At 38.9% G+C, this 13,025-nt stretch carries 12 protein-coding genes; 9 read left to right on the plus strand and 3 right to left on the minus strand.

All coding sequences use genetic code 11. From position 1 onward, the window contains the following. Positions 1–279, minus strand: a complete 279-nt coding sequence (gene rpoZ, locus FH971_RS01650) for a DNA-directed RNA polymerase subunit omega (RefSeq protein WP_137223551.1) — start codon at positions 277–279, stop codon at positions 1–3. 60 nt (positions 280–339) lie between these two features. After that, positions 340–963 (minus strand): guanylate kinase, encoded by a 624-nt coding sequence (gene gmk, locus FH971_RS01655; RefSeq protein ID WP_137223549.1) that lies wholly within the window; start codon positions 961–963, stop codon positions 340–342. 362 nt (positions 964–1,325) lie between these two features. Here gmk and FH971_RS01660 point away from each other — a divergent pair, with 362 nt between their 5' ends. From FH971_RS01660 to yjjG, 3 genes are all read left to right on the plus strand, one after another. Continuing rightward, on the plus strand, positions 1,326–2,618 hold the full coding sequence (locus tag FH971_RS01660; protein ID WP_140233117.1) for a DUF805 domain-containing protein: 1,293 nt from the start codon (positions 1,326–1,328) through the stop codon (positions 2,616–2,618). 75 nt (positions 2,619–2,693) lie between these two features. After that, on the plus strand, positions 2,694–3,764 hold the full coding sequence (locus FH971_RS01665; RefSeq protein ID WP_140233118.1) for a phosphotransferase enzyme family protein: 1,071 nt from the start codon (positions 2,694–2,696) through the stop codon (positions 3,762–3,764). Between the two features lie 45 nt (positions 3,765–3,809). Beyond that, the gene (yjjG, locus tag FH971_RS01670) at positions 3,810–4,502 is read left to right on the plus strand and encodes a pyrimidine 5'-nucleotidase (RefSeq protein ID WP_140233119.1); all 693 of its coding nucleotides are present in this window, start codon (positions 3,810–3,812) and stop codon (positions 4,500–4,502) included. Between the two features lie 72 nt (positions 4,503–4,574). Here yjjG and FH971_RS01675 read toward each other — a convergent pair whose 3' ends face one another. Further along, entirely contained in the window at positions 4,575–7,154 is a 2,580-nt protein-coding gene (locus tag FH971_RS01675) for a penicillin-binding protein 1A (RefSeq protein WP_140233120.1), read from the minus strand. A 183-nt stretch (positions 7,155–7,337) separates the two neighbouring features. Between FH971_RS01675 and FH971_RS01680 the strand changes: the two genes are divergently transcribed. From FH971_RS01680 to aroK, 6 genes are all read left to right on the plus strand, one after another. Continuing rightward, positions 7,338–8,417, plus strand: a complete 1,080-nt coding sequence (locus tag FH971_RS01680) for a pilus assembly protein PilM (protein WP_140233121.1) — start codon at positions 7,338–7,340, stop codon at positions 8,415–8,417. Next, complete coding sequence (locus FH971_RS01685; RefSeq protein WP_140233122.1) at positions 8,405–8,989, plus strand: PilN domain-containing protein; 585 nt, start codon at positions 8,405–8,407, stop codon at positions 8,987–8,989. Before FH971_RS01680 ends, FH971_RS01685 begins: the two co-directional genes overlap by 13 nt. Continuing rightward, complete coding sequence (locus FH971_RS01690; protein ID WP_140233123.1) at positions 8,986–9,603, plus strand: type IV pilus inner membrane component PilO; 618 nt, start codon at positions 8,986–8,988, stop codon at positions 9,601–9,603. Before FH971_RS01685 ends, FH971_RS01690 begins: the two co-directional genes overlap by 4 nt. Further along, the gene (locus FH971_RS01695; protein WP_137223533.1) at positions 9,603–10,121 is read left to right on the plus strand and encodes a pilus assembly protein PilP; all 519 of its coding nucleotides are present in this window, start codon (positions 9,603–9,605) and stop codon (positions 10,119–10,121) included. The genes FH971_RS01690 and FH971_RS01695 overlap by 1 nt, the downstream gene beginning before the upstream one ends. Before the next feature lie 21 nt (positions 10,122–10,142). Then, a complete protein-coding gene (locus FH971_RS01700; RefSeq protein WP_140233124.1) occupies positions 10,143–12,191 on the plus strand; it encodes a type IV pilus secretin PilQ in 2,049 nt (682 codons plus the stop codon). Positions 12,192–12,501: 310 nt separating this feature from the next. Then, a complete protein-coding gene (aroK, locus tag FH971_RS01705; RefSeq protein WP_011635865.1) occupies positions 12,502–13,017 on the plus strand; it encodes a shikimate kinase AroK in 516 nt (171 codons plus the stop codon). The last annotated feature ends 8 nt before the right edge of the window (positions 13,018–13,025 follow it).

Raw genomic sequence — 13,025 nt, forward strand, 5'->3', positions numbered from 1 at the left:
TTATAAAACGTGGCCTTCTGCAATGGCGGCGACAGCGGCAATTTCTGCTGCTTCACGTTCACGAACAGTTTGGCGCTCATCAGCATCTAAAGTATTTGAGGTGACTAAACCTAATTCGATTTCACGCAAAGCGATAACCGTTGGTTTATCATTCATCTCATCAACCATAGGTTCTTTACCTTGCACGGCGATTTGGCGTGCACGACGCGCTGCAACCAGGATCATATCAAAACGGTTGCCGATTTTATTTACGGCGTCTTCTACAGTTACGCGAGCCATGTGTTGAAACTCCAGTGTTATCTATGGGAAAAAATGACGCAAAATTGTACACTATGACAATTAATCTGCCAAGAGATCATTAAGCATATCATTTTGAGCATACTGCTGACTAGCACAGGTTAAGCGTTGACTACGAATAATTGCCTTTAGGTCAGCTAATGCGCTATCAAAATCATCATTTACAATCACAAAATCATATTGAGTGTAATGAGACATTTCAGAAACGGCTTGTGCCATACGTGCATCGATGACTTCTTTGCTGTCTTGGCCTCGGCCAGTTAAGCGACGCTCAAGTTCGGCTTTAGATGGGGGTAAAATAAACACCCCAACGGTATTAGGCATCAATATTTTTACTTGCTCGCCACCTTGCCAATCAATATCAAGAAATACATCAATACCTTTATTTAAGGTTTGTTCAATGACACTTTTGGATGTGCCATAAAAATTACCAAAGACTTCGGCCCATTCAATAAAAGCGCTTTGATTAATTAATGCTTTAAATTGCTCAACAGTAACGAAATGATAATGTTGACCATCGACTTCGCCGGGGCGAGGTTTACGGGTCGTATGCGACACAGAAACCTGTTTATCGCTGGGTTTATCTTTTAAAAGTGCTGATATAAGTGACGATTTACCTGCGCCACTAGGAGCTGACACAATAAAAAGATTTCCACGAGTGCTCATAAATAGGGAGTCTCATCCAATTATTCATTAAGAAAGCTTAATATTATACTCGCTAACAGTAAGGTTATGCTAGCGCAATCATAGAGATTGCTGATGTATATTATGGTGATAGGATTAATTAAAGTGAGTCAATGATTGGCATAAGCAACTTGCAAGAGAGTCAGTAAAAAAGTAACGAAAAAACTAGGTCGGCTCTGGCTTTATAGGATTAATTCTGTAGGCTTTGCGCTATTAGCAGTGACTGATGATTATGGTGTTAACAACAATTCAATAATTGCCAATATAACGGAGTAGAATTATCAACGAATTGTGTTTTCTAGCGAGTTATTTTTGATATTTTTGTAAATAAATAGGAATGATTGATGTCTTTAAAAGCCGTACTGTGCAGAGAAGGCCGTGACACAGGTTTAAGGTTAATGGCAATTTTATTAGCAGCATTTTTGCTATTAACGGTCACTGCGATCGTATTTTCGGCGAGTGTAATTAATTGGATTGTGATGTTGGCGGTCATGCCTATTGTTGGTTTATCTGCTATTCGTCGTTTAAATGACGCCAACAAACCGATTAAGTTGGCGATGATCTGTGTTGTTCCAGTATTGATTTTTGGCATATTGATTTACTTTATGATGCCTGTAGGGATATTAGCTGGGGTGTTTTTATTTGGCCTTGCTTGTGGTGGGTACTTTGCATTTTTACCTGCTAAAAATTCGATTAGGTATGTGCAAGGGTATAATGGACCAAGCATAGTACAATCATCCATTTTCGGTTCGGTACACCAGCGTCAAGAACCCGTAATGAAAGGTCAAATCCCCCCTGTTAATTCTGAGTCGGAACATTCATTTACGTCACCAGTATTGAGTGATAATGAAGCCGTCTTAACTGACTCGGCTGTGCCACATTCTGCAGAGGTTGATAAGCATCAATTCAAAGATGATTTACAGCAACTAACAATAATAGATCAAGATGATGTGCATATAGCTCATTCAGCTGATTCGGCCGTTGAGAGTGACCAATCTGCATCATTCACAACATCATCAAGTCGTAGTCATCAACCTCTGTATGTCGACCAAAATGCGTTACAGTCAGGGTCAATTACTGAGCTTACAAAGACTTGGCTTAATATGGCCAAATTACATCGATTAAAACTGATACTTATCGGTAAAATTGCCGTTGCTATTTTGGCTGTTTGTCTTGTTGTTTATTTAGTTTTCGCTTTAGTCAGTGCTTTTTCTGACAATGAAGCGAAACAAAGTCAACCGACTGAAGATACAATTAATGAGCAGCAAACTAGCTTACGACAAACCATTAAATTGCCAGATGGATTTTGGTTAGCATTAGACAATAATATCCTTATTGTTAGGTGGTTAGGTGATAGTGGTGATGAACATAAGCTGTGGGATTTAGCTACCGCAAAAGGTGATAAAACCTGTAGTCATCTTGAGTTTAATGACGGTAGTAGTTATCGGCCTATAACGGTTGATTTATTACAGGATAGTGCTACTGAAGCCCGATTTACTCCGCTAGATAAAAATGCCATTGTGAATAATGTCGCGCTTAGAGGCAGTTTTAAGTTGTGTGGTTATGAGTTTAGTCTTAAAGGCAGTCAGGCGACGTTAATGCAAAACCCTCAATTTGAAATGATACTAAGCCAATAATCATCTTGTAGATAACCAATAAATAATTTTTTGGGGTTATCTTTATTTTGATAAACAGGATATTGGAGTTCTTGATTGATTAATTTTATCCGCGAAAATGTACTGCCTCAATTTGGTTTTAGTCACAATTTCAGTACCGTTAGTTCATTGGGCAATGGCCATATTAATCAAACCTTTTTGGTGAGTGATAAATCAAAATCGTTGGTGTTACAGCGCATTAATACCCAAATATTTACAGAACCTAAGGTGGTCATACAAAATGCTGCCACCATAAGCCAACATTTACTGACTAAGCGCCAACAGCAGCATTATCCACTACAAGTAGTTAGCCCAATAGCCACAGTAGCTGGTGAACTTTATTTGGATTTTGCTGAACATGGCTTTTGGCGGGCAATAGATTATTTGCCCCACTGTGACACAATTGAAGTGGTTAATACTCCCGAGCAGGCTATGCTGGCGGCTGAGGCTTTTGGGCGCTTTGCGGCGGCGTTGAGTGATTTATCCTCCAATGATGTTATCGATGTTATTCCCAATTTTTTAAATTTACCTCAACGAATGGCTCAATTACATGATGCAAAGGCCGCTGATGCTCACAATCGACTAATCCATTGTAAAAAATGGGTAGACTTATGTTTAGCGCAAACAGAACTATTGGCCACATTGGTACAGTACGAAACCGATTTGCCTATGCGAATATGCCATAATGATACTAAAATCAATAATATGCTTTTTGATAAACGAGATGGATCAAGTCTGGCCATTATCGATTTAGATACCTGTATGAAAGGCTATTTGATGTATGACTTTGGTGATATGGTTCGCGCCTTTTGCTCTCCCGAGGCTGAAGATTCAACCAACTTGGCCAATGTGCACGCACGATCGGAGATAATTGTCGCGGCTGCTAACGCGTACATTCAGTCTCTTAAAGATATTATTACCCCACTCGAAAAACGCAGTTTATGGCTAGGCACTAAAGTGATGCCATTAATGCTGGGAGTACGATTTTTAACTGATTATGTAAATGGTGATATTTATTTTGGCATAAAGCATCCAAATCATAATTTGGATCGCGGCATTAATCAGTTAACAATTTATCAAAGTCTGTTGCAGCAAGAAAACCAATTAATGCCATTATTCGACTTATAGTCGTCATCACAACATCTATTATTTTAACCAATAAGGCCTTAGTTGATGTCACATATACTCAATAAATATCAATGGATTTTATTTGATGCAGATGAAACCTTATTTCATTTCGATGCCTTTGCTGGATTGAAATTAATGTTTTCGCGCTTTGAAGTCGATTTTAATATAGAAGATTTTGCTGCCTATCAGCAGGTCAATAAACCATTATGGGTTGAATATCAAAATGGATTAATTAGTGCTAGCCATCTGCAGCATACTCGTTTTCATCATTGGGCAAGTAAATTGTTAGTCACACCACAACATTTAAATAGCCAATTTCTAATGGCAATGGCCGATATTTGTCAGCCACTACCCGGGGCTAGAACCCTTATTGATTCATTAAATGGCAAGGTTAATCTAGGTATCATTACTAATGGTTTTACCGAATTACAGAGTATCCGTTTGAGCCGCACAGGTTTTCAAGATACCTTTAATCCGGTCGTTATTTCAGAGCAACTTGGTAAAGCAAAACCTGATGTCGCTATTTTTAATCATGCGTTTAGTTTAATGGGCAATCCCGAAAAACAGCAGGTGTTGATGGTCGGTGATAACTTACATTCTGACATTCTAGGTGGTATTAATGCCGGTATCGACACTTGTTGGCTAAATCATCATGACGAGCCGTTGAGTGATGATATCTCCCCAAGTTATCAGGTGCGTAATCTTACTGAACTACATCAGCTATTGATGCCGAAATAATCCGCAGTGACAACAGAAATAAAAAAGCCATTCAAGTGAATGGCTTTTTTATTACGTAAAAGGTTATCCCACTTACTGAAATAAATCTTCAGCTGGATTATCAATAAAGATATCACCATTTTGTTGAGTTTCGGTAACGTATTCTTTAGGTTCAGTACCCTCTACAAAGTATTCAAACTGAGTAGTGTAGTCTGTTTTACGTGTTAATTTACCCGTAGCTAAATCAATACGTGCTGACACAATCCCTTTAGGGGGAATGACTGAAGCTTCAGGGGTACCAGAAAGGGCTTTGTTCATAAAGTCATTCCAACCAGGTCCTGCTGTTTTTGCTCCGGCTTCTGCACCCGATATTTGATCTGGTTCGCCATTAGCCATCCAACTAGAGCGACCTAGCTGACGACCATGATCATCAAAACCAACCCAGAAAGTTGCCGTAAGTGTTGGGTTAAAACCACTGAACCAAGTATCTCGAGATTCGTTAGTCGTTCCTGTTTTACCCGCAATATCATGACGTTTAATTAATTTAGATGCACGCCAAGCAGTACCATTCCAACCAGTGCCTTTGCTCCAGTCGCCGCCACCCCAAATTACGCTCTTTAGTGCTTCTGTGATTAAAAATGCAGTCTGTTCAGAAATGACTCGTTTAGCAAAATGCGCTTGCGGATTAGTGCAAATATTTTGTTCAACGGTCATTAAATTAACTTCGGTTGTTTCATGTGCATTGTCCGCTGATGGTTTTACCATTTGCGGCGTTAATTCTTCAGCCATTGCCGCGAATGGGTCATCAATAGCAATGGGTTCTTCAGCCTCAGGTTTACTACAGGCAATGGCAGGAATAGTTTGTTCAATCATGTTGTCGTATGAGTCAGTTACACGATCAATAAAATACGGTTCAACGAGATAACCACCATTAGCAAAAGTATTAAATGCTGTAGCAACTTGTAATGGTGTGACCGAAGGAGAACCTAATGCTAACGATTCATTTCGAGGTAAATCACTCGGGTCAAAACCAAATTGCACTAATTTATTGATAGTGTTATCTAAGCCAGTATGACGCATCGCTCTAACAGACATGACGTTAATTGACTGAGCCAAACCTATCCGTAAACGTGTTGGACCGCCGTAAATATCAGGTGAATTTTTAGGACGCCATGCCGTACCTTGGCGAGTGTCAGGTTTATTAATTGGCGCGTTATTAATGAGCGTGGCTAATGTGTAACCATGTTCTAATGCAGCGGCATAAATAAAAGGTTTAATATTAGAACCCAATTGGCGTTTAGCTTGTGTTACTCGGTTAAATTGACTTTGGCTAAAACTGAATCCGCCTACTAAGGTTTCAATTGCGCCGTCGTGGGGTGCAAGCGAAACCGTTGCACTAGACACTTGCGGAATTTGAGATAATTGCCAATGCTTGCCGTTATGACGGATCCACACTTGCTGACCAGCAGTTAAAATATCAGTCGCTAGTTTTGGTGGTAAGCTTTGACGTTTATCGCTGATAAACTTACGAGCCCATTTTAAGCCTTTCCATTCAAGCGTAATCAGTTTGCCTTTTTCATCAATAACTTGTGCTTGTTGATCTTTTACGCTGATGACTGCCGCGGGCATAATGCCTTGTATAGAAGGTGTGCGTTTTAAAATCGCCACAATATCTTCATTATGTATCGGTGTATCAGTCCATAACTCAGCCACTGCACCACGATAACCATGGCGTTGATCATAAGCAAAAATATTATCTCTTAAAGACTCCTGAGCCATTAGTTGTAAGTCTGATGATATCGTAGTGTAGACATTGTAACCGTTGGTATAGGCTGCTTCTTCGCCGTATTTTTGGATCATATAATCTCGTGCCATTTCTGAGATATATGGAGCGTATAAATCAATTTCGGCACCATGATATTTGGCGGTTAAGGGACTATTAATAGCGACTTGGTATTCAGCTTGAGTAATATTGCGTTTCTCAAGCATACGGCTAAGTACCCAATTGCGACGAGATATCGCTCGCTCTGGGTTTCTAATAGGATTTGCTGCAGAAGGAGCTTGTGGTAAACCTGCAATCATTGCCATCTCTGGTAGTGTAAGCTGGCTAAGTTCTTTACCGTAGTAGACTTGAGATGCCGCACCAACACCATAAGCGCGATTTCCTAGGAAAGAACGGTTTAAATAAAGGGTTAAAATTTCTTGTTTGGAAAGTGCTTTTTCAATTTTAAGAGCAAGGAAAATCTCTTTGATCTTACGAATATAAGTTTTTTCATTTGATAAGAAAAAACCTCGTGCAACTTGTTGGGTAATAGTACTCGCGCCCTGACTTTTTTTACCAGTCGTGACCAAAATAAGTGCTGCACGGATAATACCAATTGGATCGATACCGTTATGTTCAAAAAATCGTGCATCTTCAGTATCGAGAACCGCATTAATTAACTGAACAGGCACATCTTCATATTCTACTGGAATACGACGTTTCTCACCAAACTGAGAAATAAGCTTACCGTCACGGCTGTATATACGCAGTGGAGTTTGTAATTGGACCGTCTTTAGTGAATTAACATCCGGCAAACTTGGTAACACATAAAAGTAAGCCGCAACGATAGCGCCGACGCCAAGTAGTGATAGGCTAAAAAATGCAATCAATAAACGTTTAAACCACTTCACTCAATCATTCCAGTAAAATTAGAAATAGTGGCGGTAGTATATAAGCGGGAGGCTTTTTCGTGAAGTAAAACATGAAATAACTAAAAAGCATTTGTAAAATGTTTAAACATTTTATCTAAATACTTATAACGAGTTGATTATGTGCTAATCTCTTAGAAAATAAAAATAGAATGATGACGGACTATGCTTTCAAAATTATGGAAGCGTCAAGCACCTCAAATGGTCGGGATTGATATTGGGTCTCATGAAATTAAAGCCATATTGTTGAGCAAGACGGCGGATGGATATAAAATTCAGAATTATGCGGCAGTGCCTGTAAGAAAGGGCGCTGTAGTCGATCATGATATTCGTGACACTGAAGCTGTCCTTGAATCATTAAGGCAGGTTAGGCGCGGCTTACCTAAATCTCTTAAATTCGCAGCGGTCGCTGTTTCCGGTTCTGCCGTTATGACGAAAGTCATTTATATGGATGCATCGTTAAGTGAAGAAGAGATGGAGGCGCAAATTGAAATTGAAGCTGACAACCTCATTCCTTATTCAATTGATGAAGTAAGTATTGATTTTGAAAGGCTCAGTCCAAACATAACCGACCCAACAAAAGTCGATGTGTTACTCAGTGCCTGCCGTACCGAAAATATCGATTCACGGCTTGATTCATTGGATGCAGTCGAATTAGACGTCAAAGTAGTTGATGTAGAGGCTTATGCATTAGGGCGCTCAGCAGAATTAATTTATGGTCAGTTACCTGAAGATGCCACTCAAAAATCAATCGCCATGGTTGATATTGGTGCCAATATGACTACCTTTTCTGTAGTCGAACACGGTGATACTACCTTCATACGTGAGCAAGCTTTTGGTGGTGAGTTGTTTACTCAATCAATTTCATCCTTTTATGGTATGCCTAATGATGAGGCTGAAAACGCTAAAATAACTGGCCAATTACCTCGCAATTATATGTTTGAAGTATTATCACCATTTCAGATGCAGTTGCTACAACAAATTAAACGAACACTACAGATATACTGTACCGCCAGTGGGCGAGAGAAAGTTGATTATATTGTATTATGCGGTGGCACAGCTAAGTTAGAGGGATTGGTTGAGCTACTCAGCAACGAATTGGGTACGCATACGATTATTGCGGATCCTTTCCAAGGTTGTTTACATGCTAGTGATTTAATAAAAAGTCAGCTTCAACCTACTATAAGTAAATATATGGTGGCATGTGGCCTTGCGCTAAGGAGTTATGCTCAATGGCGAATATAAACTTATTACCTTGGCGTGAAGAAGCTAGAGAAAAACAAAAACGCGACTTTATCGGTATTCTCTCGTTAGTGTTTTTAGTCACGTCACTTGTAGTCTATTTATTTTTGGGTTTTTTAGAAGTTGTTACAGACGATCAGCGTCAACGCAATGCCTATTTAGAATCTGAAATTAGCTTGCTCAATACTCAAATAGCAGAAATTAAAAAAATTACCGAGCGTAAAAAAGACATTGAACGTCGTACGGAAATTATTCTTAATCTGCAACAGTCACGTAATTTACCGACTCATGTTTTAGATGAATTAGTTCGAGTAGTACCACCTGGCATTTATCTCTCAAGCATAGAGAAAAAGGGTAGTGTGTTATTAATTGAAGGACGAAGTGAATCAAATAACAATGTCGCTAATATGATGAGAAAAGTTAAAACCTCTGTTTATCTTAATGATCCTAGTATGCAATCTATCGTGACCCAAAACGAAGAGCTAAGGCAATTGCAACGGTTTAAATTACGAATTACTATTCGTGATGATTCGCAATTAATGAATGTTGACTCGGGCCAAGGAGAGAGAAAATGAATCTCGACTTAGAGCAATTTAACGATATTGATTTTGACAATATTGGTGGTTGGCCCAAGTTGGTGAAAATTGTTTTCGCCGCTTTTTTGTCTCTGTGTGTTATTGGTGCCAGTTATTATTTATTTATTTCAGATTCGCTCGACCAAATGGAAGCTGAACAGCAAAAAGAAATTCAACTGCGTGAAGATTTTGAAACTAAATATCGTTTAGCGGTAAACCTTAAATTATATCGTGAACAATTAGCCGAAATGGAAATACAATTTGCTGAATTACTTAAAATGCTACCGTCTGAAAATGAAATGCCAGGGTTGTTAGATGATTTAACCTTTGTAGCGACTGATGCAGGTCTCAGAATTAACAGTCTAGATTGGGATAATGAAATCGAACGTGACTTTTATATTGAATTTCCAATAAAAATGTCTGTAGAAGGTAATTACCATCAAATGGGGCATATGGTTAGTGGTGTTGCAAAGTTACCTCGTATTGTGAGTTTGCACGACTTTATTATAAAGCAAAATGATACCGGTGGATTATCCATGGATATTCTTGCTAAAACGTATCGTTTTAAAGAAGGGGCTGAATTAACACCACCGGCTAAGAAGGGGCAGAAATAATGAAATTTTTGCCTTTATTATTGTCAATGGTGTTTTTATTAAGTGGTTGTATTGGCGAACGCAGCGATTTAGAGCTATTTGTTACTACTACAAAAGCACAACAGGTAGCGCGTATACCACCATTAAAACAAACGCCGAAGTTTGAACATTTTGCTTATCAAGTTGAATCATTGCGCAGCCCTTTTGTTCCTCCGTCAAGGGAATTAACAGAAGAAGTAATTGATACATCTAAGGATTGTTTGCAACCAGACTTGAAACGTCGTAAAAGTCGGTTAGAAACCTATGCATTAGATAATTTAAGAATGCGTGGAACATTGAGTGAAGGTAGTGATATATGGGCTTTAGTGGAGTCTAGTGATGGCAATGTTTATCGTGTTGGTGTAGGTGAGTATTTAGGGCTTTATCATGGCCGAATTGCAAAAGTAACACCGCAATTTATCGAAATTATCGAAATTATCCCTGATGGTTCAGGTTGTTGGGCAGAAAGATCCAGCAATTTAGAACTATCAGGAAAATAACGTGCGAAGGATGAGGGAATAATGGAGTCTTCTGCCACGATGAAAAAAACAATAACAAAATTAATATTTAGTAGAGCACTTTTAGGTGCAGTATTAATAATGGGTTTAATACCTAGTGCGATAGCTGCTAACCGTCTTATAGATGTCAAATATCATTCAATGGTTGATCATCAATTAGAATTAGAGTTAGTTTTTGAATCATCAATAGCGTCACCATCTGTTGATTTATCGGCTGACCCAGTAGAAATCATATTGAATTTCTCTGACACGATTTCAAATTTAAATAAAAATACCATTCCGATAAATGTTGTTGGTGTAAAAGTGTTAAATGCACAACAACAAGGTAGCGATTTACAAATCATTATTGCAATGAATAAAGTAAAGCCATATCAAGGTAAAATTGTTGGTAATAGCTACCGTTTAACCATAAATGATGATGTATCAGGCCCAGTTGAAGCAAATAACCCATTTGTTAATAGTATTAGCAGTATTGACTTTCGCCGCAATAAAACCGGTGGTGGAGAAATATTATTTAATCTTAGTAATCGTTCAGTCGCGGCGAATGTAGAACAAGTTGGTTCAAAGCTAGAAATACAACTCTACAATACCAATATTGGTAGTGATTTACTTTACGTTATGGATGTACAAGACTTTGCCACACCAGTGAATAGTTTTGAGACATTTAAAGATGACTTAACCGCCCGTATTTTGGTTGATATAGAAGGTAACTATGATTACAACTATCGCCAAGACGGCAACGTATTTAAGGTCAGTGTAGATAAAGTTGAACGAGTTTCTATGGCGAAAGAAGCCAAAAAATATAATGGCCGCTCATTGTCTTTAAACTTCCAAAATATTTCTGTTCGAACTGTTTTGCAGATTATTGCTGATTATAACAACTTCAACCTTGTCACCAGTGATACGGTTGAAGGCGATATTACCTTACGCTTAGATGATGTACCTTGGGATCAAGCTTTAGATCTGATCTTGCAAACTAAAGGTCTTGATAAACGGATTGAGGGCAACATTCTAATGGTGGCACCAAGTGAAGAACTTGCCATCAGAGAAAGCAATGACTTAAAAAATAGACAAGAAGTGAAAGAGTTAGCTCCGCTATATTCTGAATACTTACAAATAAATTATGCCAAAGCAGTCGATATTGCTGAGTTACTTAAAACAACTGATTCAACCCTGCTTTCATCTCGTGGCAGTGTTGCCGTCGATGAGCGTACTAATACCTTGTTAGTAAAAGATACTACTGAGATTTTAGAAAACGTACATCGATTAATTGAAGTGTTAGATATTCCGATTAAACAAGTCTTAATTGAAGCACGTATGGTGACAGTTAAAGACGATGTCAGTGAAGACTTAGGTATTCGTTGGGGTATAACAGACCAACAGGGATCAGACGGTACTTCCGGTACTATTGAAGGTGCTACCAGCATTGCAAATGGTACGATTCCTAGTGTAGATGATCGTCTTAATGTGAATCTACCAGCAGCGGCAAGTTCGGCGACCAGTATCGCTTTTCATGTGGCTAAATTGGCAGATGGTACCATTCTCGATTTAGAGCTAAGCGCTTTAGAACAAGAAAATAAAGGTGAAATTATTGCCAGCCCTCGTATTACCACATCTAATCAGAAGTCGGCATACATAGAACAGGGTGTTGAAATCCCATACGTTGAGTCTGCATCAAGTGGGGCGACAACCGTAACCTTTAAGAAGGCTGTGTTATCGCTGCGAGTCACACCGCAAATAACCCCAGATGACCGTGTGATCCTTGATCTTGAAATTACTCAAGATTCACAAGGCACAACAGTATCAACCGGAACGGGGGAAGCAGTTGCCATTGATACTCAACGCATCGGTACACAAGTGCTAGTTGATAATGGTGAGACAATTGTCCTTGGTGGTATTTACCAACAGAACTTAATTAGTCGGGTCAGCAAAGTGCCAATATTGGGTGATATTCCGTTAGTGGGCTTCTTATTTAGAAACTCAACTGACTCTAATGAGCGTCAAGAGCTGTTAATTTTCGTTACACCCAAGATTGTGACCGAAAAGCTATAACATAATTTTTAGCAACAATATCGTAAAAAACCAGCTATTTTATAGCTGGTTTTTTAATTTAAACTATTGTTATTTATCATTTAATTTTATAATTTTAATTATATATTAATATATTTATTATGGATTTTTTACCTTGGGAATATCATGAACAATAATAAAATTACTATAAATAGCCGTGATGACTTGCAAGCGGTAGCCCTTAACTGAGATAATCCTCCGTCAAGTCTCATTAGAGCAAGGTTAAATTATAGGTCGGCTTGAGTTTAAGTCGATAAGGCATTCTTCCATATAAGATTCAGACGTATACGAAATGGCTGAAAAACGCAATATTTTTCTGGTAGGCCCTATGGGCGCAGGTAAAAGCACAATTGGTCGCCATCTGGCGCAAATGCTGCATTTAGATTTCCACGATTCAGATCACGAGATTGAACAACGTACTGGTGCAGATATTGCCTGGGTGTTTGATGTTGAAGGTGAGGAGGGCTTCCGTCGTCGTGAAGCACAAGTCATCGGTGATCTTTCAGAAAGGCAAGGTATCGTTCTCGCAACAGGTGGTGGTTCTGTTCAGAGTAAAGATATCCGCAACTATCTTTCTGCTCGAGGTATAGTGGTTTATTTGGAAACAACAATCGACAAGCAAGTCGCGCGTACTCAGCGAGATAAGCGTCGACCGTTGTTACAAGTAGATGATCCACGTGAAGTGCTCGAAAGCTTAGCGGAGATCCGTAATCCTTTATATGAGGAAATTGCGGATGTTATCGTTAAGACTGATGAGCAAAGCGCGAAAATCGTCGCAAACCAAATTATCGAGCAACTTGGCTTTTAGGTAATAAC

It is taken from the genome of Shewanella polaris, from assembly GCF_006385555.1.
GTDB classification, from domain to species: Bacteria; Pseudomonadota; Gammaproteobacteria; order Enterobacterales; family Shewanellaceae; genus Shewanella; species Shewanella polaris.

Bases quoted from the DNA above. Each gene is read 5' to 3' on its own strand.
- rpoZ (WP_137223551.1), bottom strand. From the start codon at position 279: ATGGCTCGCGTAACTGTAGAAGACGCCGTAAATAAAATCGGCAACCGT.
- gmk (WP_137223549.1), bottom strand. From the start codon at position 963: ATGAGCACTCGTGGAAATCTTTTTATTGTGTCAGCTCCTAGTGGCGCA.
- FH971_RS01660 (WP_140233117.1), top strand. From the start codon at position 1,326: ATGTCTTTAAAAGCCGTACTGTGCAGAGAAGGCCGTGACACAGGTTTA.
- yjjG (WP_140233119.1), top strand. From the start codon at position 3,810: ATGTCACATATACTCAATAAATATCAATGGATTTTATTTGATGCAGAT.
- FH971_RS01680 (WP_140233121.1), top strand. From the start codon at position 7,338: ATGCTTTCAAAATTATGGAAGCGTCAAGCACCTCAAATGGTCGGGATT.
- FH971_RS01685 (WP_140233122.1), top strand. From the start codon at position 8,405: ATGGCGAATATAAACTTATTACCTTGGCGTGAAGAAGCTAGAGAAAAA.
- FH971_RS01690 (WP_140233123.1), top strand. From the start codon at position 8,986: ATGAATCTCGACTTAGAGCAATTTAACGATATTGATTTTGACAATATT.
- FH971_RS01695 (WP_137223533.1), top strand. From the start codon at position 9,603: ATGAAATTTTTGCCTTTATTATTGTCAATGGTGTTTTTATTAAGTGGT.
- FH971_RS01700 (WP_140233124.1), top strand. From the start codon at position 10,143: ATGGAGTCTTCTGCCACGATGAAAAAAACAATAACAAAATTAATATTT.
- aroK (WP_011635865.1), top strand. From the start codon at position 12,502: ATGGCTGAAAAACGCAATATTTTTCTGGTAGGCCCTATGGGCGCAGGT.